Source organism: Janthinobacterium sp. (assembly GCF_031995485.1).
Classification (GTDB): domain Bacteria; phylum Pseudomonadota; class Gammaproteobacteria; order Burkholderiales; family Burkholderiaceae_D; genus Janthinobacterium.
This window is the reverse complement of record NZ_DAMAGB010000016.1, coordinates 25147-46045: the sequence shown is the minus strand read 5'-3', so window position 1 is coordinate 46045 and position 20899 is coordinate 25147. Positions and strand designations below refer to the sequence as shown.

Annotated in this window: 16 protein-coding genes; 11 read left to right on the top strand and 5 right to left on the bottom strand. The window is 62.8% G+C overall.

Annotated elements, in window-relative coordinates:
* Positions 1-244: 244 nt before the first annotated feature.
* Positions 245-4090 (top strand): FAD-dependent oxidoreductase, encoded by a 3846-nt coding sequence (locus tag RTQ46_RS11695; protein ID WP_312436720.1) that lies wholly within the window; start codon positions 245-247, stop codon positions 4088-4090.
* A 54-nt stretch (positions 4091-4144) separates the two neighbouring features.
* Here RTQ46_RS11695 and RTQ46_RS11690 read toward each other — a convergent pair whose 3' ends face one another.
* Positions 4145-5050: a DMT family transporter gene (locus tag RTQ46_RS11690; protein ID WP_312436719.1), complete on the bottom strand. Its 906-nt coding sequence runs from the start codon at positions 5048-5050 to the stop codon at positions 4145-4147.
* Between the two features lie 101 nt (positions 5051-5151).
* Here RTQ46_RS11690 and RTQ46_RS11685 point away from each other — a divergent pair, with 101 nt between their 5' ends.
* The 4 genes from RTQ46_RS11685 (at position 5152) to RTQ46_RS11670 (ending at position 10316) form a co-directional block, all read left to right on the top strand.
* Positions 5152-6588 (top strand): PLP-dependent aminotransferase family protein, encoded by a 1437-nt coding sequence (locus RTQ46_RS11685; protein ID WP_312436717.1) that lies wholly within the window; start codon positions 5152-5154, stop codon positions 6586-6588.
* Positions 6589-6682: 94 nt separating this feature from the next.
* Positions 6683-8602 (top strand): molecular chaperone HtpG, encoded by a 1920-nt coding sequence (htpG, locus tag RTQ46_RS11680; protein WP_312436715.1) that lies wholly within the window; start codon positions 6683-6685, stop codon positions 8600-8602.
* 209 nt (positions 8603-8811) lie between these two features.
* Entirely contained in the window at positions 8812-9159 is a 348-nt protein-coding gene (locus RTQ46_RS11675) for a hypothetical protein (protein WP_312436713.1), read from the top strand.
* A 92-nt stretch (positions 9160-9251) separates the two neighbouring features.
* Positions 9252-10316 carry a hypothetical protein gene (locus tag RTQ46_RS11670; protein ID WP_312436712.1) on the top strand — a complete coding sequence of 355 codons (1065 nt, stop codon included), beginning with the start codon at positions 9252-9254 and terminating at the stop codon, positions 10314-10316.
* Between the two features lie 166 nt (positions 10317-10482).
* Here RTQ46_RS11670 and RTQ46_RS11665 read toward each other — a convergent pair whose 3' ends face one another.
* From RTQ46_RS11665 to kynU, 4 genes are all read right to left on the bottom strand, one after another.
* The gene (locus RTQ46_RS11665; RefSeq protein WP_312436711.1) at positions 10483-11514 is read right to left on the bottom strand and encodes a hypothetical protein; all 1032 of its coding nucleotides are present in this window, start codon (positions 11512-11514) and stop codon (positions 10483-10485) included.
* Between the two features lie 2 nt (positions 11515-11516).
* On the bottom strand, positions 11517-13556 hold the full coding sequence (locus RTQ46_RS11660; protein WP_312436709.1) for a hypothetical protein: 2040 nt from the start codon (positions 13554-13556) through the stop codon (positions 11517-11519).
* Positions 13557-13657: 101 nt separating this feature from the next.
* The gene (gene kynA / locus RTQ46_RS11655) at positions 13658-14542 is read right to left on the bottom strand and encodes a tryptophan 2,3-dioxygenase (protein ID WP_409518318.1); all 885 of its coding nucleotides are present in this window, start codon (positions 14540-14542) and stop codon (positions 13658-13660) included.
* A 22-nt stretch (positions 14543-14564) separates the two neighbouring features.
* On the bottom strand, positions 14565-15821 hold the full coding sequence (kynU, locus tag RTQ46_RS11650) for a kynureninase (RefSeq protein ID WP_312436707.1): 1257 nt from the start codon (positions 15819-15821) through the stop codon (positions 14565-14567).
* 591 nt (positions 15822-16412) lie between these two features.
* Here kynU and flhD point away from each other — a divergent pair.
* From flhD to RTQ46_RS11620, 6 genes are all read left to right on the top strand, one after another.
* Positions 16413-16730 carry a flagellar transcriptional regulator FlhD gene (gene flhD, locus RTQ46_RS11645; protein ID WP_065306444.1) on the top strand — a complete coding sequence of 106 codons (318 nt, stop codon included), beginning with the start codon at positions 16413-16415 and terminating at the stop codon, positions 16728-16730.
* A gap of 36 nt (positions 16731-16766) precedes the next feature.
* Positions 16767-17327, top strand: a complete 561-nt coding sequence (gene flhC / locus RTQ46_RS11640; protein ID WP_312436704.1) for a flagellar transcriptional regulator FlhC — start codon at positions 16767-16769, stop codon at positions 17325-17327.
* Between the two features lie 85 nt (positions 17328-17412).
* The gene (locus tag RTQ46_RS11635) at positions 17413-18174 is read left to right on the top strand and encodes a methyltransferase domain-containing protein (protein ID WP_312436702.1); all 762 of its coding nucleotides are present in this window, start codon (positions 17413-17415) and stop codon (positions 18172-18174) included.
* 189 nt (positions 18175-18363) lie between these two features.
* Positions 18364-19224 (top strand): flagellar motor stator protein MotA, encoded by an 861-nt coding sequence (motA, locus tag RTQ46_RS11630; RefSeq protein WP_312436700.1) that lies wholly within the window; start codon positions 18364-18366, stop codon positions 19222-19224.
* A 58-nt stretch (positions 19225-19282) separates the two neighbouring features.
* Positions 19283-20254, top strand: a complete 972-nt coding sequence (motB, locus tag RTQ46_RS11625; protein ID WP_312436699.1) for a flagellar motor protein MotB — start codon at positions 19283-19285, stop codon at positions 20252-20254.
* 48 nt (positions 20255-20302) lie between these two features.
* A complete protein-coding gene (locus RTQ46_RS11620) occupies positions 20303-20851 on the top strand; it encodes a chemotaxis protein (protein ID WP_312436698.1) in 549 nt (182 codons plus the stop codon).
* The last annotated feature ends 48 nt before the right edge of the window (positions 20852-20899 follow it).

Genomic DNA, 20899 nt, shown 5'->3' with positions numbered 1-20899 from the left:
GAAAAAAGCGGCGCCGGATAAGCGCCGCCCTGAATCTGGTCAGCAGGCATTGTACGACGTAGCGGGCGCCATGCCCATAGCCGCCTGGCATGGCCGGCAACAGCGCATGTGTGCCGCATTGCGGATTTCTGACGTAGGAATTATCCCACGCGAACAGGGCAGGAAAGGATAGCAAATTCATAGTCGCACAAGTTACAATTAATGCATGTAAATTAACAAAATTATCATAAATTGGAAGCGGTGCATGGCTCAGTTCAATTCTCCGTTCAGTTCGTTCTGGCAAGGTGGTTATGAAGGCGCCGACCACGTCAACCATGGCGGCCGCGCGCTCGACATGAATGGGCTGACAGGCCATGACGTGCGCGCCGGTGCCGACTATGCGCTGCTGGGCCAGTTCGGCATCCGCACGGTGCGCGAGACCATCGGCTGGCGCCTGGCCGAGCGCGGCGGCGTGTTCGATTTCTCGTTTCTCGATGCACGCCTGCATGCGGCGCGCGAGCAGGGGCTGCAGATATGCTGGACCTTTTGCCACTACGGCTGGCCGCCCGAGATCGATGTCTACGGCCCTGAATTTGTGCCGCGTTTTGCCCGCTTCTGCCGCGCCGCCGCGCTGTACCTGGCGCCGTTTGCCGGACCCGCACCCATTTATTCGCCGATCAATGAGTTGTCGTTTACCAGCTGGGGCCTGTCGGTGCACATGTTCGGCTGCCTGAACCGCCATGACGAACGCGCGGCCACCGAGGCCAAGCGCCAGCTGGTGCGCGCCACGCTGGCCGGTTGCGACGCCATCCGGGAAGTAACGCCCGGCGCGCGCATGCTGCATTGCGACCCTTTGATCAATGTGATCGCGCCGCCTGGCCAACCTGAACTGGCGCCGCAGGCGGCCGCCTGGCACGACGCCCAGTTCGATGCCTGGGACATGCTGTGCGGCCGGCGCGAACCGGAGCTGGGGGGGGCGCCGCACTATCTCGACCTGATCGGCGCCAACTACTACGACACCAACCAGTGGGAAGGCGGCACCAACGCGCGCCTGTGGTGGCACCTTGCCGATGCGCGCCGCCAGCCGCTGCACAAATTGCTGCTGGCGCTGCACCAGCGCTACCGCCGTCCGCTGCTGCTGGCCGAGACCAGCCATGTGGGCAGCGGACGCGGCGTGTGGATACGCGAGATGGCGGCCGAAGCGGCGCTGGCGATCCAGCATGGCGCGCCGGTGCTGGGGGTGTGCCTGTACCCGATCATCGACCGCCCCGACTGGATGCACGAACATCACTGGCACCGCAGCGGCCTGTGGGACCTGGACCGCGATGGCCCTGATCCGCTGGCGCGCCTGCTGGTGGCGCCGTACGCGGCAGCACTGCGGCAGGCGCAGCACCTGACGGACAAGCTGCGCATAACAGAACAGACAAACATCACAACCAGCAGCATCACTAGCGTCCCGCAAGGGCAAACCAAGGAGAGTATCGTGGAAACTGTCGTCGTATTTTGTCACCTGCGCTGGGATTTCGTGTTTCAACGGCCGCAACAACTGCTCACGCGCCTGGCCCGCCATTACAAAGTGATCTTCGTGGAAGAACCCGTGTATGACGCGGGACTGGCCAGCATGCACAGCTACACCCCGGTGCCCAACCTGACCGTGTACCAGCCGCATACGCCGATCCAGGCGCCCGGTTTCCACGACGACCAGATTCCGGTGCTGCAGTCGCTGCTCGACGGCCTGGTGCCGGACGGCGTGCATCCGGTGGTGTGGTTCTACACGCCGATGGCGCTGCCGCTGCTGGCCCAATTGCATCCGTCGCTGGTGGTGTACGACTGCATGGACGAATTGTCCGCGTTCAACAATCCGCCGAAGCAATTGCTGCAGCGCGAAAGCGCCTTGCTCGGCATCGCCGACCTGGTCTTCACGGGCGGCCCCAGCCTGTATGAAGCCAAGCGCACGCGCCATGCGAACGCGCATTGTTTCCCCAGCAGCGTCGACGTGATCCACTTCGAGCAGGCGCTCGACCGCAGCAATGCCCATCCGCTGCAGCAAACCATCGCCCGTCCGCGACTGGGTTTCTATGGCGTGATCGACGAGCGCTTCGACGCGGGCCTGATCGCCGCGCTGGCCGACGCCCATCCGGAATGGCAGGTTGTGCTGATCGGCCCGGTCGTCAAGATCGACCCGGCCAGCCTGCCGCAGCGCGCCAATATCCATTACCTGGGCCAGCAGGCCTACCAGGCGCTGCCGCAGTTCCTGGCCGGCTGGGATGTCTGCCTGCTGCCGTTCGCATTGAATGAATCGACGCGCTTCATCAGCCCGACCAAGGTGCTTGAATACATGGCGGCCGAACTGCCGATCGTCAGCACGGCCATTACCGACGTCGAGCAGCCGTATGGCGATATCGTCGCCATCGGCCACGACCAGGCCGAATTCATCGCCCATTGCGAAGCGGCGCTGGCGCAGTCCTCCGCAGAAACGCTGATCATGGCGGGACGCATGCGCGACATCGTCAGCAAGACTTCGTGGGATGCCACGGCCGACACCATGTGCATGCTGATCGACAGCAATGCGCGCGCCAAGGCCGCCAACGCCGCCGTGGCCGCGCCTGTTCTGACCGAAAACTATGGCGTGGCAGGCAAGATCAACCCGCTGCGCACACCATCGCCCGTGACCGATATCGGCTGCCTGATCATCGGTGGCGGACCGACGGGCCTGTCGGCCGCCTATCATGGCGACGCCAATACGGTATTGCTCGAACGCAATGCAACGGTTGGCGGCTGGTGCCGCTCGATCGAGGACGCGGGATTTACCTTTGACTATGCCGGTCATATCATGTTCTCGAACGACCCGTATGTGCTCAAGCTGTACGATATTTTGCTGGGCGACAACCAGCACTGGCAGATGCGCGAAGCGTGGGTCTACAGCAAGCAGGTATTTACCCGCTATCCGTTCCAGGGCGCGCTGTACGGCTTGCCGCCTGACGTGATCAAGGAGTGTATCGTCGGCGCCATCGACGCGCGCTACGGCAACACGGTGACCGATGTCAGCGACGCGGCGGCCACCTGCGCCGCCAACACGGTGGAAGACTGCTGCGCCGACGGCACGGTGGACGCGGCCAATGCGAGCGCCACCGCGCGCCCGCAAAAGACGCAAAGCTTCGAGGACTTCATTTATAAAGTGTGGGGCGCCGGCATTGCCAGGCACTTTGCGATTCCGTACAACAAGAAGATCTGGACCGTGCCGCTGGCCGAGATGGAAACCTCGTGGCTGGGCGGCCGGGTGCCGCTGCCGGACCTGGGCGAAATCATCGATGGCGCGCTGCAGCCGGTGGCCAAGCCGCAGGGGCCGAATGCGCGCTTCGGCTATCCCCTGAAGGGCGGCTTCCAGGCGCTGGTGTCGGGCTTTTTGCCGCATATCCGCGGCAAGGTCGAACTGAACGCCGACGTGACGCAGGTGCTGCCGTCCGAACACACGGTGGCGCTGGCCGATGGCCGCCGCTTCAAGTACGATCAACTGATCAGCACCATGCCCTTGCCGGAACTGGTCAAGCTGATCGGGCAGGATGCGCCGGAAGAAGTCCAGGCGGCCGCGCGCGGCCTGCGCCATATCTCGATTCGCTGCGTCAATATCGGCATCGCCCGCACCGACGTGACGGACAAGCACTGGATTTATTATCCGGAAGACAGCATCTTCCACCGCATCTTCGTGCAGGGCAATGCCAGCCCGGAATGCAATGCGCCGGGCGGCTTCGGCTTTACCTGCGAGATTTCCTATTCGCCATGGAAACCGCTGCCGCTCGACGGCGACGCGCTGATCCAGCGCTGCATCGACGACTGCATCGCGGTCGGCATGATGAGGGCCGACGACAAGGTGCTGGTGGCCAACCAGGTCGACATGCCGTACGCCTATGTGGTGTACGACCATCAGCGCGCGCACAATGTCGCCACCGTGCGCGCCTGGATGGAGCGGCACGACATCGTGCTGGCCGGCCGCTACAGCGAGTGGGAATACTACAACTCGGACCATGCTTTCCTTGCAGGCAAGAAGGCGGCGGAAAAAGTGCAGGCTGCGCGCGGCGGCGATGATCTGACGCAGGTCACGGCGTCGTAGCACGCTGATTCGCCCGCATCACGAAGCCCGGTCGCGCAAGCGGCCGGGCTTTTCTTATTTGAGCTTGCGCCCGGCGGCCACCACGGCGATCACGGCGCCGGCAAACAGCAGGCTGTCGAGGGTCAATGGTTCGCCCAGCAGCACGGCTGCGCCGACCAGCGTCAGGAACGGCTGCAGCAGCTGCGTCTGCCCCACGCGCGCCACGCCCCCCAAAGCCATGCCGCGGTACCAGAAGAAGAAGGCGATAAACATGGAAAACACCGAGATGTACGCAAAGCCGCCCCAGGCCTGCAGGCTGGCCTGCACCAGCAGTGCGCGCTGCGGCCAGGCGTCCCACAGCACTGCCGGCAGCACGAACGGCGCGGCCAGCACCAGCGCCCAGCAGATCACATCCTGGCCCGGCATGGACTGCGCCAGCCGGCCGCCTTCCGCATAGCCGAGCGCACCGAGCAGCACGGCGGCAAACATCAGCCAGTCGGCCGCATGAAAACTGCCGCCGCCCTGGCGCAGCGCAAACAGCACCACCAGCGCCGTGCCCGCCACCGCCATCAGCCAGAAAGCCACCGAAGGCCGCTCCTTGCCACGCAAGACGGCAAACACGGCCGTGGCCAGCGGCAGGATGCCGACCAGCACCGCGCCATGCGAGGCGGGCAGGCTGCGCATGGCCAGCGACGTCAGCAGCGGAAAACCGACCACGCAGCCACCGGCCACCAAAGCCAGCGGCAGCCACTGCTGGCGGCGCGGCAGTGCGGCTTTCTGATGCCACAGCCACAATGCCGCCAGGCAGGCGGCCACCAGCGCGCGGCCCAGTGCCACAAAAATGGCCGGCAGCTCGGCCACCGCCAGCCGGGTAAACGGCAGGGTCAGGCTGAACAGCGCGACGGCGCTCAAGCCCAGCAGCAGGCCCTTGCGGTCGTTGTCCAGCAAGGGTGGGGCGGTGGTCAATGTGGTCGGCGGCATGGTTTTCCTGAAAAGGGATGGCTGATGGTGCTATGCTAGGCGCAGTAGCAGTACAGTACAAATACACTTTTCCGCATAATTTCTTATACTGTAATGGTCTGATGAGCAATACAACCGACGCGATACCCGGCCTGCTGACGCGCGGCTCGGGCGAAACCCTGATCGATCAGATCGTGCGCAGCCTGGCGGCGCGCATCGACGACCGGATGCTGCGCGGCGGCGCGCGCATGCCGTCGATCCGCCAGTGCGCGGCCAGCCTGAACGTGTCGTGCGCCACGGTGGTGGCCAGCTACGACAAGCTGGTGGCGCGCGACTACCTGGAATCGCGCCGCGGCGCCGGCTTCTATGTGCGCGAGCGTGCGCCGCTGCATCTGCCGGTGGCGCCCCAGCCGCAGGGCGCGGCCCGGCCGATGGATGTGGTCTGGCTGATCCGCAATATGTTCCGCGAGTCGCCCGCGCTGGGAACGTCGCTGGCGCCCGGCTCGGGCATGCTGCCGCCCGACTGGCTCGATGGCGAACTGGTGGGCCGCGCCCTGCGCGACGTCAGCCGCCAGCCCGGCGCGCTGATGCTTGGCTATGGCGCGCCGCAGGGCTTTCTGCCGCTGCGCCAGCAATTGCAGATCAAGCTGGCCGGGCTGGAAATCGCCTGTCCTCCGGCGCAGATCGTCACCACCGTGGGCGTCATGCAGGCGCTGGACCTGGTGGCGCGCGAATTTGCCCGCCCTGGCGACACCATCTTTGTCGACGACCCGGCCTACTGGCTGATGTTCGGCGCCTTTGCCGCCATGGGCATGCAGGTGATCGGCATCCCGCGCCAGGGCGACGGCCCCGATATCGCCGTACTCGAAGAAATGGCGGCCATCCACCGGCCCAGGCTGTACGTGATCAATTCCGTGCTGCACAACCCCAGTTCGACTTCTCTTTCTGCCGCGAAAGCGTTCCAGGTGCTGCGCCTGGCCGAGCAGCACGACTTCCTGGTGGTCGAGGACGATATCTATTGCGACATGCATCCCGGCGGCACGGTGCAGCCGGCCACGCGGCTGGCCGCGCTGGACCAGCTGCGGCGCGTGATCTACCTGGGCGGCTTCTCGAAAAGCCTGGCGGCCAACCTGCGCGTGGGCTTTATCGCGACCTCGCTCGAGCGGGCCCAGCGCCTGGCCGACCGCAAGATGCTGTCCACGCTGACCAGCAGCGATCTGGGCGAGCGCGTGGTGTATAAAATCCTGTCGCAGGGACTGTACCGCAAGCACGCCGAACGGCTGCGCGCGCGGCTCGACAGGGTGCGCGACGGCACGTATCGCCGCCTGGAGCTGGCCGGCCTGCGCTTCGAGCCTGCCGCGGCCGGCATGTTTGTCTGGGCCGATGCCGGCAGCGATACCAATCTGCTGGCCGAACAGGCGCTGGCCGATGGCCTGGTGCTGGCGCCCGGCAGCCTGTTTTCGCCGCGCCAGCTGCCCTCGACGCGCATGCGGCTGAACCTGGCCACCATGCAGGATGAGCGGGTATGGGATTTTTTCCAACGCACGCTGGGTAGCTGACGGCGTGAAAAATTTGCTTGTTGGCATCTTGAAATCGCCGCCAGCATCTCCAATTAGCTGACACTCGTCCCATTCACAAGACTATGAGGTAAACATGGCTGTCTCCGAAAAGCAAACACTGGGTTTCCAGACCGAAGTCAAGCAGATGCTGCATCTGATGATCCATTCGCTGTACTCGAACAAGGAAATTTTCCTGCGCGAGCTGATTTCGAACGCGTCCGACGCGGCCGACAAGCTGCGCTTCGAAGCGATCGACAATGACGCACTGTATGGCAACGACCATGAACTGAAGATCAAGGTCAGCTTCGACAAGGAAGCGCGCACCATCACCATTTCCGACAACGGCATCGGCATGACCCGTGACGAGGCGATTTCGCACCTGGGCACCATCGCCAAGTCGGGCACCAAGGAATTCTTCGGCAAACTGTCGGGCGACCAGCAGCAGGACGCGGCCCTGATCGGCCAGTTCGGCGTGGGCTTCTACTCGGGCTTTATCGTGGCCGACAAGATCACCGTCGAAACCCGCCGCGCCGGCGCCGACGCTTCGGAAGGCGTGCGCTGGGAGTCGGCCGGCGAAGGCGATTACAGCATCGAGACCATCGAGAAAACCGGCCGCGGCACCGACATCATCCTGCACCTGCGCGAAGGCGAGGACGAGCTGCTGTCGAGCTGGAAGATCAAGTCCATCATCCGCAAGTATTCGGACCATATCTCGCTGCCGATCGTGATGCAGAAAGAAGAGTGGGACGACGAGAAGAAGGAAACCGTGGTCAAGGACGACCTGGAAACCGTCAACCAGGCCAGCGCCCTGTGGGCCCGCAGCAAGTCCGATATCACGCCGGAACAGTACGAAGAATTCTACAAGCATGTGTCGCACGACTTCCAGGCGCCACTGACGCACACGCACAACCGCGTGGAAGGGCGCAGCGAGTACACGCAGCTGCTGTACATCCCGGCCAAGGCGCCGTTCGACATGTGGGACCGCAACAAGCGCGGCGGCATCAAGCTGTACGTCAAGCGCGTCTTCATCATGGACGACGCCGAGCAGCTGATGCCGACCTACCTGCGCTTTGTAAAAGGCGTGATCGATTCGTCCGACCTGCCGCTGAACGTGTCGCGTGAAATCCTGCAGGAGTCGCGCGACGTAAAGGTGATCCGCGAAGGCTCGACCAAGCGCGTGCTGGGCATGCTGGAAGAACTGGCGAACGCCGACGAGCAGGATAAAAAGGACAAGTACGCCACGTTCTGGAAGGAATTCGGCCAGGTGCTGAAAGAGGGCATCGGCGAAGACGCGGGCAACAAGGAACGCCTGGCCAAGCTGCTGCGCTTTGCCTCGACCGCCAACGACAGCGACGAACAGATTACTTCGTTCGCCGACTACGTGGCGCGCATGAAGGAAGGCCAGGACAAGATCTATTACGTCACGGCCGACAACTACGCCGCCGCGAAAAACAGCCCGCACCTGGAAATCTTCCGCAAGAAAGGCGTCGAAGTACTGCTGCTGACGGACCGCGTCGATGAATGGATGCTGTCGTTTATCCAGGACTTCGAAGGCAAGGAACTGGTCTCTGTCGCCAAGGGCGGTCTGGACCTGGGCGCGCTGGAAGACGAAGCGGAAAAGAAAGAGCACGAAGAAACCGAAACCTCGTACGCAGACCTGGTCGGCAAGATGAAGACCGCGCTGGCAGACAAGGCCAAGGACGTGCGCGTGACGTTCCGCCTGACCGATTCGCCAGCCTGCCTGGTGGCCGACGAGAACGAACTGTCGGGCAACCTGCTGCGCATGCTGAAGGCAGCCGGCCAGAGCGCGCCGGAATCGAAGCCGATTCTGGAAATCAACCCGAACCACCCGCTGGTGACGCGCCTCAAGTATGAAGATGCGCAAGGCGGCAAGTTCGGCGACTGGGCCAATATCCTGTTCGACCAGGCCCTGCTGGCCGAAGGCGGTTCGCTGGCCGACCCGGCCACCTTCGTCAAGCGCCTGAACGAACTGCTGCTCAATTCGGCGAAATAACGCATCCTGGCGTATCTGATACGCCCAGTGCGCAGGTCGGATCAGCGCAAGCGTAATCCGGCCACCACAGCAAAGTGATGTATCGAAGCCGGCCCTTTCTCCTTGAAAGGACCGGTTTTTTTTTATCCGATACCAGCGCCTGGCTCTCGGCTAGCCAGCCAAGATGGGTTATTGAAGACAAGACAGGGATGGGTGCAATGAAAAGCGTGATGGCCAGCCTCGCCGCGCATCTGCTGGCATGTGTGCTGTTCCTGGTGTTGCTGTGGCTCCGGTTCGTCTTGCGTGAGCGGCTGATGGGTGCATTGCCGGCCAGCGGCATCGCCGGTGCGCTCACGCTTGCCTTGCTGCTGTATGGTGTGGCCGGAGCCAATCTGCTGATCGCGCTGGTGCCCTACGATGTCGTCAAGGCCGTGCTGTGCGTACTGTTGGCGGTGGCCGTGCTGGTGTGTTTTCTGCCGGAGCATCCGCTGCGCGCCGTCTATTTCAGCATGGCGGCCGCAGCCGCGAGCTGGCTCGGCGTGCTGGCCGGGCGCAGGCTGGCGCGCTACCGGCGCTGATGCCCCTGTAGTAGCCCGAACGGCGCCATGCTAGAATCGCCGACGTGCCAAGCGTGGCCGCATTCACGGGTAGACCCTGGGCAGACGGAATCATGAATACTGTATCGACTTATCGCCGCTTCGGCGGCATCCTGTTATGGGCTGCCTGCGCGGCCATGCCGGTGCTTTCGCCGGCCAAAGCCGCAACGCCGGCCGCCGTCAAGGCGCCTGCGATCGCGCCCCGGGCCATCGTGCCCCGGGCCATCGTGCTGCCGGCCGGGCAATTGCCGCGCCTGAGCGAAGAGCCGCAGGTGCGCGCGGCGCTGTTCGAGTTTTTCGGCTATGCGCGCGGCAGCTATACCGATGACGACGCGCTGCTGCTGGAGCAGGCGCTCGAAGCGATCAGCGAACGGCGCGATGCCACCCGCAACGTGCTGCCGGACGGGCGCCAGCTGCTCGCTTCCATGAACGACCGCAACCAGGGCCGCGAACGGGGCGCCATCCTGCTCGACAAGCGCGGCGCCGTGATCGCCTTTGGCCTGGTTAACGGCCATTGCCGCCTGCACGGCCAGCCGCTGGCCAGGGTCTGCAATCCCGATCCGCAGTCCGTGCTGACCGTGTTTCACCGCAAGGGCATGCTGGTTGGCGAAGCGGCGCCGCTGTTGGCGTGGGCCAGGCAGCTGCCGCCGATGCTGGCGCTGATCGCCGCCGACGATGAAACGGGCAGTGACGGACAGAAGATCGCCACGGTCGAATATGTACTGGCCCAGCCGGCGTTGCCAGGCTGGAACCGCGCGCAGCTGCCGTCCGGCTTTCCGTCCGCGCTGCTGCCGCTGCTGCTCGACAAATCGACCGTGCTGACCTCGGCCGGCGCGGGCGTGTTCACGTTCCCGCTGTCCCTGAAGGGCAAGAAGCAGAACAATGTGCTCGACGAAGCGGAAGGCCGGCCGCCGCGCGACCTGGAAGTGGCGCTGCGCAGCTACGCCAGCTTCGACAGCGTGGTCGAGCTGTACCGCAAGACCATCAAGGGCGCCCGCCTGCAGCGCAACGAACGCACCGCCTACCTGCACGGCGACCTGGGGCAGGGCAGCTACCGCGTGTATATCCGCAACACGGGCTTTGACGGCGTGATGATCGACGTGGCACTGTGGCAGAAAAAGCTGGTGGCCGGACAATAAACCATTGGTGGCTCCCGCGGTTGGTCGGGCAGCCGGGCAACAAGACCGCAGGTCGGATTAGGCGGAGCCGTAATCCGACACCATTGTTGGCGCCAGCGGTGTGGTCGGATTACGGCGCTGCGCGCCTGATCCGACCTGCGTGACAGAGGCAGGATCGTAGGTCGGGTTAGCGCGCAGCGCGTAACCCGACATCACCATCATGGCCACCCAGCGCCAGCATCGCCTTGATTTCCTGATCCCGCTTGACCTTCCCCGTCCTGAAGCGCATATAAATCAGCGCCGCCGGCAGTCCGCCTGCCAGCAGCGCATCGAAATCGAGCCGGGTTTCCGACACGGACAATGTGTGCAGCGCGGTCAGCAAAGCCAGCCCGTCGAGCCGCTCCAGCCCCTTGCACGTCAGCAGATGCAGCCGCTCCAGCAGCCGGTTGCCGCTGACGTCCAGTTGCGTCAGCTTGATCTGGTCTTCCAGCCACAGCTGGCGCAGCAGCGGGAAGCGGGCCAGGTCGCCCAGGTCTTCGAGACCGCGCACGCGGATCACTTCCAGCTGCGTCAATTGCGGCGCGTCGATCTCCCGGATCGATTCGCGCCCGCCCAGCTGCAGCAGCAGGCGTTCCAGGCGCGCGATGCCGGAGATAAAATCGAGCGCCACCGTGTTTTTCATGCGGTACAGCGACAATTCGGTCAGCGCGGGCAAACCGGCCAGCGTGTCGATCTGCATGGCGTGGCCTTCGATCGCCAGCGAGGACAGCTGCGTGTAATGGCGCAGCGGCGCCAGGTCGATATTGTTTTTGACTGTTTCGCCCAGATGCAGGTATTCCAGCCCGTGCAGGTTCTCCAGCTGCAGGATATCCGTCTGCGCCAGTTCGTACACGCCCAGGTCCAGGCGTTTCAGATGGCGCAGTTCGCCCAGCGTTTCCAGATACAGCGCATTGCGGTGGCAGTCGATCGACAGGCTGGCCACATGCGGCAGGCCAAGCAGGATGCGCGTATCGAAGACACGCGGATCGTAGCCGTAGATGCGGATTGTCAGTGCCGTGCCATGAATGGCCGCCAGTGCATCGAGTTCGGGCAGCAGCGGCCCGGGCTCGCCCAGCGTGTCGAACTGCACCAGTACCTGGCGGCCGGCGGCGATGGCTGCGCCGATTTCAGCTCCATCCAGTTGCAAAGGATTCTGCAGGGTCAGCGTGCTTTGTTTCATCCTTATTCTCCAAATACGAACGGGGTTTTCTTCGCCAGCGGACAGCCTTCCGGCCCCGGTGATAGTTGCATGCCCGTGTCGTCAAATGTCTTGCCGCAGTCGACGGCGATGCGCTGGCGATAGCTGCGGATGCTGGCCACCTTGCCGTTCGGGTGATAGCAGATGGCGTCGCCGTCGCGCTCGGCCGAGGCATAGCTGAGGACAGTCTGGCCATTGACGGTGCGCTTGCCGTGGCCGCGGCGCGGCTCCGTGCATTTGAGCTGGCCGCTCTCAAAGTAGGTGTTGTAGACCGAGGTGTCGGCGGCGCGGTCGACCAGCAGTTCATCCATCACCTTGCCGTTGGCATACCAGGAGTGTCCCTCCTGGCGCTGGCCGAACTGGAACACGTAGTCGGACTCTGGTCTGCCATTGCCATACCACATCCGGTGATAGTCGCACACATCGTCGCGCTCCCGGCCGTCTTCGGTAAAGTAACAGCGGTGGATATCGTTGATCAGGGTGCCGTCCTCGGCGTACTCGCGCAGGTGCGCCGCCAGCCGGCCCCGTTCGACCACAGTCAGGCGTTCCGGCTTGCCGTCCGGGTAGTAGCGCGCATCCATGCCCTGTTTCCTGCCGTTGTCCCAGGCCGTGTCGAGTCGCAGGATCTTGCCGTCGGCGTTCCAGGCGCGCTCGCGCCCGTCGAGCTGGCCGTTGCGAAACGTGGCCTGGTACACCAGCGTGCCATCGGGCATGTAGCGCGTGCGCTCGCCATCGAGGACATCCATCGCATAGTGTTCGCGCAACCGCAGCTTGCCGCTGGCGTCGCTCTCTGTCGCCTCGCCCTGTTTTTTGCCTTTCACAAAATTGACGCGCAGGGTAGCGCCATCCTTGAGTTTCAGTATCCAGGGGCCATCGCGCAGGCCGTCGAGATAGCTGCCTTCGCCATCACCCGTGATCCACTTGCCCTGGCGCGTGCCGTTGACGTAATTGCCGCGCGCCTGCAGCTTGCCTTTCATCGTGCGTTCGTGCGGGCCGTTCAGCTGGCCGCCTGCGTAGGTGTCGAAACCGGTCACTTCGTCTTCACCGGCATAGTTGATGACCGTCCAGCGGCCTTCGCGCTTGCCGGCGCGGTACGCGCCGTCCTCGGTCTGCTTCGGCTCCTCGATATGCCAGGGGCCGTCGGGCAGGCCGTTCACATACGCGCCCCTGGCCGAGCCTTCATGCAGGCCGCTGCGGGTCCAGATGCCGGTACGCTTGCCGTGGGCGTACTCGCCCCGCTCCACTACCGAACCGTCATCCCAGCTCAGGCTGTAGATCACGGACGGCCCCTCCGCGCTGCCCGCAAACTGCTGCGGCGCGGTTTCCCAGCCCACCTGCCACAAGCGGTAGTTGGGCAGCTCGCCCGCGCCGCCGTCGCCGTACAGCGTGTAGCTGGCCGTCAGATATCGCGCGCCCTGCCTGGAAAAGGTTTTCTTGTAGGTGATGGCGTCCTTGCTGGCGGCGTCCACAGAGTGGCCTTGATTATCGAAAAAGCCGACCACCGTGCCTTGCGTATGGTCGATCGCGTCAAAATCGGCATTGCCGCTTTTGCCGCGCACGACGCTGTAATCCATCGGCGTCAGCTTGCCGAGTGCCGCCTTGACCTGGCCCGCATTCGGCGTGGCGGTCTGCGCCACGACGCGGTCCAGCGCCGGCTGCAGCCCGACGAGTTTCACATACTTGCCCGAGCTGTGGTCATGGCGGTAGGCGCGCAGACCCTGCTTGCCGTCAAGCCGGAACAGCACCAGCAGGGTGGAGGATTCCGGCTTGTGGTCGAGCGGGGCGTAGAACACGGAGCGGATCACTGCATTGCCGAACTGGTCGAGCCGTTGCGGTTTTGCGCCGGCCTTGCCGCATTCGCAGTAGTACGCGTTGACGCCATTTCCCTCTTTCAGGAAGACGATATCGAGGCCGCTGTCCTGCGAGGCCGCGATCACGGGATGGGCCAGCGGTTTGCCTTGGTAGAACGGCGCGGCGTGGGCGAGGGCGGTGCAGAACAGCAGTGGCAGAAAAAGGCGTTTCATCGGGGGGACAGGCGCGTTGCCCACTATGGAAAGGCATCGATACTGCCTAACTTCTTCCCATTGAGCAAATACACGCCTATCGTGCGCAGCCTGGGGCCGGGTCAGAGCTCGGTGCGCAGCGCGAACAGCTCGGGAAACAGCACCACGTCGAGCATCTTGCGCAGATAGCTGACGCCGGCCGTGCCGCCGGTGCCTGTCTTGAAGCCGATAATGCGTTCGACCGTGGTGACGTGGCGGAAGCGCCAGAAGCGGAACGCCGTTTCCAGGTCGACCAGCTTTTCGGCCAGCTCGTACAGCGCCCAGTATTTCGACGGGTCGCGGTAGACCTCCAGCCAGGCAGCCTTGACCGAGTCGTCGCTGGCGGTTGGCAGGGTCCAGTCGGCGTTCAGGCGAGCCTCGGAAATGGGCAGGCCATGGCGCGCCAGCAGCCTGACCGATTCGTCGTAGACGGACGGCGAACGCAGGGCCGCATCGAGCACGGCGTACGGTTCGGGCGCGGTGGTATGCACGTTCAGCAGCGCCGCGTTCTTGTTCCCCAGGATGAATTCGATCTCGCGGTACTGGTAGGACTGGAAGCCGGACGAGGCGCCGAGGTAAGGGCGGATGGCCGTGTATTCCGGCGGCGTCATGGTGGCCAGCACATCCCAGGCATGCACCAGCTGGTCCATGATGCGTGCGACCCTGGCCAGCATCTTGAAAGCGGGCGGCAGGTCGCCGCTTTGCAGGTTGGCGCGCACGGCGTGCATTTCATGCAGCATCAGCTTCATCCACAGTTCGCTGGTCTGGTGCTGCACGATGAACAGCATCTCGTTGTGGTTGGGCGAGAGCGGATGCTGGGCCGTCAGGATGCGGTCCAGCGCCAGGTAGTCGCCATAGCTCATCGACTCGCTGAAATCCATCTGCGCGCCATGCCATTGGGCGTCCTTGTCCTGGACATTGGCGCCGGCATGCATCGGGCAGCCGCTGGTGATTGGTGTGTCGTTCATGTGCTGGTCTCGGTTTTTAAAATCAGGTCACCGCGTCGCGGCGGGCTTCGATATCGTAGGCCTGCGTGTCGAGGATTTCGCGCAGGATCTCGACCGCATCCCACACCTCCGCAAAGCTGGTATACAGCGGCGTGAAGCCGAAGCGCATGATGGCCGGTTCCCGGTAGTCGCCGATCACGCCGCGCGCGATCAGCGCCTGCATCACGGCATAGCCATGCGGATGCGTGAAGCTGGCCTGGCTGCCGCGCCGCGCATGCTCGCGCGGCGTGACCAGTCCCAGTGGATGGCTGGCGCAGCGCTGTTCGACCAGTGCGATGAACAGGTCGCTCAAAGCCAGCGACTTGGCGCGGATCGCCTGCATGCTGGTGAGCGCAAAGATGTCGAGGCCGCATTCGACCAGTGCCAGCGAGACGATGGGCTGGGTGCCGCACAGCGCGCGGGCGATGCCGTCGGCCGGTGCAAACGACGGATCCATGGCAAACGGCGCCGCATGGCCCCACCAGCCGGACAGCGGCTGGCGGAACGCGGCCTGGTGCTTTTGCGGCACCCAGACAAAGGCCGGCGCACCGGGACCGCCATTGAGGTATTTATAGGTGCAGCCGACGGCCAGGTCGGCGCCATCGCCGTTCAGGTCCAGCGGCACGGCGCCGGCCGAGTGGGCCAGGTCCCACAGCGCCAGCGCGCCCTGTTGGTGGCAGTGGGCGCTGACAGCGGCCATGTCATGCTGGTAGCCGCTGCGGTAGTTCACATGCGTCAGCATGGCCACGGCGCAGTCGGCGTCGATTGCCTGCGCCAGTTCGGCCGGATCGTCGACCAGGCGCAGCTGATAGCCGCGGTCCAGCCATTGAGCCAGGCCTTGCGCCATATACAGGTCGGTAGGGAAGTTGCTGCGTTCGCTGACGATCACGCGGCGCGCAGCATGCGCAGGGTCGGCGTGTGACGCCTGCATCTGCAGCGCGGCTGCTAGCGCCTTGAACAGGTTGACCGAGGTGGTGTCGGTAATCACCACTTCGCCCTGGCCGGCGCCAATCAGCGGCGCCAGACGGTCGCCCAGGCGCTTGGGCAGGTCGAACCAGCCGTTGGTATTCCAGCTGCGGATCAGGTCAGTACCCCATTCGGCGGCAATGACCTGCTGGGCACGCGCCAGCGCCGCTTTCGGGCGTGCGCCCAGCGAGTTGCCATCGAGATAAATCACGCCGTCCGGCAGGTCGAACTGGCCGCGCAGCGGCGCGAGCGCATCGTCTTGGTCGTATGCAAGGCAATCTTGTCTGGAAATCATGGTGGCTTTCATGTCGATACTTGTCTTCGTTGCATGATATCGGCTGGCGGAGCAGGGCCGAACGGGAACGGCAGTGTAGCAAGTCTGGGCTCATCTGCACCATTTTTGCGCCTGCCACCCATGCCAAAAGTGGGGTTTTCCCGGGCGTAGGGAAAAAATTTCGCTTTTTTTCAAAATATTTTTCAAAAGCCCTAAAGTTTCCATCGCAAGCGTCGTAAAAGACTACATGGAAGAGATAGGAACTATTTTCAAATCTTTTTGAAAAAACCCTCAAGTTCTCGCCATCACTGCCGATACAGGGAGTGAAGATATTTTGATGCAAGTCAAGCCGTTGTAAAAATGCGATAGCACGTATGTCGCAGAAAGTCGGAAAACTTGGTTTTTCAACGCTCCTTTTTACACGCTTTTACAGGCGTGCAGACCTGATCGCACCGTGTTTGTAAGACAAACACCGACGGTCCTATCCTCTATTGTCCGGCCAAAAATACAGCAGCGCGCCTCTATGCCGTTTTGTGTTGCTCCGGCAGAATGTATCTCACTGGAAACACGTTGTGTTCCAGCGATAGAATTCAACGGATTGAGGAGATGGAAATGACTGCTAACGACATGATGGCTGAGATTCGCGATGCTAACCTGAGCTATTTGATGCTGGCCCAGCAGATGATCCGTGCGGACAAGGTAACGGCCATTTTCCGTCTTGGCGTGTCCGCCGAAATCGCCGAACTGATCGAAGGCATGAGCAATGCCCAGATCCTGAAACTGGCTGGCGGCAACATGATGCTGGCCCGCTTCCGCTTCGACGACAGCGCCATCCTGGGCATGCTGACGAACTACAACAAGGATCGTTCGCTGGCACAGTCGCATGCCGCGATCCTGATGGCCGGACAGGGCGTCGAAGAAATCGTGTAAACTGCAACCCGTAGTCAATCAGACGGGAGCAGCAGCATGGCCAAAAAAAGTGTCGTCTCGGAAGCACAGGAAATCCAGCTGGCGATCGAGTTGATACAGCTTGGCGCCCGCCTGCAATTGCTGGAAACTGAAGTATCGCTGTCGCGCGAGCGGCTGCTCAATCTGTACAAGGAGTTAAAGGGAGTATCGCCACCGAAAGGCATGCTGCCGTTTTCTACCGACTGGTTCATCACCTGGCAACCGAACATCCATTCCTCGCTGTTCATCAATATCCACCACTTCCTCGTGGAACACGCCGGCGCCACCGGCATCGAAGCCGTGATGAAGGCCTACAAGCTCTACCTTGAACAAATGCCGCCCGAGCCGGGCGAAGAGCCGCTGCTGTCGCTGACGCGGGCCTGGACCCTGGTGCGCTTTTTCAGCAGCAAGATGCTGGCCATGGCTACCTGCGGCAAGTGTGGCGGCAAGTTCGTCGTCAACTGCCTGGACCTGAATTCTGATTATGTATGCGGCCTGTGTCACATGCCGTCGCGCGCCGGCAAGACCAAGAAAGCGCGCGACGAAGCCATTGCCGCACCGACCGACAACGGCAGCTGAGTTCTTCGCCGTGTCAGACAAAGTCGGGATGGTGCACCGCCGTCAATACTGCCGTTCTCACCACTGTTTCCGCTAAAACCGATCCATGCTGCAACAGATTTTGCGGGCGCCTGCGCTCAAGGCCATCCTGATCCAGGCACTGGCGTTTCCTTTTATGCTGGGTCTGGTGTTCTTGCTGGCGCGTGCCGGTGTCGGCATGACCCTGCTGGCAGTCGCCTTGCTGCAGGGTCTGCTGGCGGCCTTGATCACCTGGCGCGCCGGACTGGCGCGCTGGTGGTGCGCGATCGGCCTGCTGTTCGCGCCAGCGCTGCTGATCGTCGGCATGCTGGACTTGCCGCCATGGCTGTTCCTGCTGGCCTTTATATTTTTGCTCAGTTTGTACTGGTCGACGTTCCGCACCCAGGTGCCGTTCTATCCGTCCGGTCCGCGCGTGTGGCGCGAAGTGGCGCAGCTGATTGACGGGCGGCCCGGCGTGCGGCTGATCGATATCGGCAGCGGTCTCGGCGGCCTGGTGCTGGACCTGGCGCGGCGCCGGCCCGATGGCGAGTTTTGCGGCATCGAACTGGCGCCGCTGCCATGGCTGGTCAGCCGCTTGCGTGCCAAGGCGGGCGGCAGCCGCGCGCGCTTTATTCGTGGCGACTATGCGGCGCTTGATTTTGCCGCTTACGATGTGGTGTTTGCCTACCTGTCGCCGGCTGCCATGGCGGCCTTGTGGCAACAGGCGGCAGCGCAAATGTTGCCCGGCAGTATGCTTGTCAGTTACGAATTCAGGATCGCCGCGCGGGCGCCCGACAAGACCATCGCCGCCACAGAGTGTGGCCCTTTACTTTACGTATGGTTCTTTTAGGCAATTGTCTGCGTTATTTGCTTGCCCGGAGCACAATCTCACGTTATTGTAGTTCCACACGGCACTTTGCTGAAAATACCTTGGAATGGTCGCCATTTCAAACTACCTTCGGTTACTTTTTGCCGCTGCGCGGACCTGCCTGAATATCATGGGAATGCAGGCCCGGCCACATTTGGGAGTTACAGCACTTTGTTAGTCATAATCGGATACATCATCGTTTGCGCCTCGGTATTCGGCGGCTTTGCGATGGCGGGCGGCCATCTGGCGGCCCTGTTCCAGCCACTGGAACTGCTGATGATCGGCGGTGCGGCTGCGGGCGCTTTTTTGGTCGGCAACAATGGCAAGGCCATCAAGGCCACCATCGCCGCCCTGCCGACGCTGTTCAAGGGCTCGCGCTATACCAAAGACCTGTACATGGAACTGATGTCGCTGCTGTTCGAGGTGCTCAGCAAGGTGCGCAAGGAAGGCCTGATGTCGATCGAGAGCGATATTGACAGCCCGCAGGACAGCCCGCTGTTTTCCAAGTATCCGGCCGTGCTGGCCGACCACCATATCGTCGAATTCATGACCGATTACCTGCGCCTGATGGTGTCGGGCAATATGGACGCATTCCAGATCGAAAACCTGATGGACAACGAAATCGAAACCCATCACCACGAGGGCGCCGTGCCGGCCCACGTGATCGCCAAGGTCGGCGACGGCTTGCCGGCCTTCGGTATCGTCGCTGCCGTGATGGGCGTGGTGCACACGATGGAATCGGTCGGCATTCCACCGGCCGAACTGGGCATGCTGATTGCGCACGCGCTGGTCGGCACCTTCCTCGGCATCCTGCTGGCCTACGGTTTCGTCGGCCCGCTGGCCAGCCTGCTCGAGCAGAAGCTCGACGAGTCGAGCAAGATGTTCCAGTGCGTGAAAGTGACCCTGCTGGCCAGCCTGAACGGCTATGCGCCGGCGCTGGCGGTGGAGTTTGGCCGCAAGGTGCTGTTCTCGACCGAGCGTCCGACCTTCAATGAGCTCGAAGACCACATCAAGAAATCGAAAACGAAGTAAGCAGTGAATACACGTCTGGATAACATGAGTCGATTGCCGCACACGAAAGGAGGACGCCATGGCCGATGAAGGCATGCGCCCGATTATCGTCAAGCGCATCAAGAAAACCGCCGGCGGCCACCACGGCGGCGCGTGGAAGATCGCCTACGCCGACTTCGTGACGGCCATGATGGCCTTTTTCCTGCTGATGTGGTTGCTGGGCTCGACCTCCAAGGGCGACCTGAACGGCATTTCCGAATTCTTCAAGACGCCGCTGAAGGTGGCGATGGCGGGCGGCTCCGGCAGCGGCGAAAGCAGTTCCGTGATCCAGGGCGGCGGCCAGGATCTGTCGCGCCAGGATGGCCAGGTGCGCAAGGCGCAGGAAGAGCAGCAGCGCAAGTCGTTCGACCTCAATTCGGCCAAGGCGGCCCTGGAGCGCGAAGAAGGCAAGCGCCTGCAGGCGCTGAAAGCGCGCATCGAAGCGACCATCGACGCCAATCCGCTGCTGAAAAAATACAAGAACCAGCTGCTGCTCGATATTACCAGCGAAGGCCTGCGCATCCAGATCGTCGATGAGCAGAACCGCCCGATGTTTGCGCTGGCGAACGCCAACCTGCAGCCCTACACCAAGGAAATCCTGCACGCGATCGGCTATGTGCTGAACGAAGTGCCGAACCGCATCGGCCTGTCCGGCCATACCGATTCGACGCCCTACATGAGCGACGCCGGCTACAGCAACTGGGAACTGTCGGCCGACCGCGCCAACGCTTCGCGGCGCGAACTGGTGATCGGCGGCATGAAGGAAGAAAAAGTGCTGCGCGTGGTGGGTCTCGGCTCGGCCGCCAACCTCGACAAGCTCGACCCCTTCAATCCCATCAACCGGCGCATCAGCATCATCGTCATGAACAAGCGCACGGAAGAAAACGTCCTGCGCGACGGCGCGGCGATCGAATTGCCGGTGAACGACGCCGCTGCCGCGATCAGCTCATCGCTGGCGGCCGGTGCGCCGCCAGCGGCGCCTCCCCCCAGCCCGGCACCGGCAAAGAATTAGGTGTACATGGCTTGCCAGCGCATCGTGTAGTAAAACAATGAGATCTCTATGACAAGAAAGAAAATACTTGGCTCGCATGTGAAGCGCCTGTTGTCCGGCGTGTCGGACCATGGCCGCAAGCATCTGTCCGAGGTTGAGACCGACCTGGTGCAGACCGGCATCTTGCTGGAAGAGGCAATCGAGAAACTGTCCTTCAACTTCATGGCCATTCACGCGGCCGTGGCAGCGCAGCAGGACACGATCGCCTTGCTGCTCGACGGCGGCGTGCCGCCCGAAGAACAGCGCGCAAAGCTGCTGGCATTGCAGGACGAGGTGGGCGGCTATGTCAATGCCGCCATCACCAGCATGCAGTTCCAGGACATGACCAGCCAGCTGATCGACCGCACCCTGAAACGGGTAACGGGCCTGAGCGAGTTTCTCGGCACCCTCGGGTCGCACGGCGCCGAAATGCTGCCGGAAAGCGATAACGAGGAAATCGTGGCCCTGCTTGGGCGCGTCAGCATGGCGCTGGCGATACAAAGCCTGGAACTGCGCAGCGTGCTGCGCAAGGCTGTCAGTCAACAGCATCTGGAAAGCGGCGACATCGAGCTGTTCTAGCAAAGGTTTTTGCGGAACGCTTGCGGTTGCATGGATCAATTCAATAAT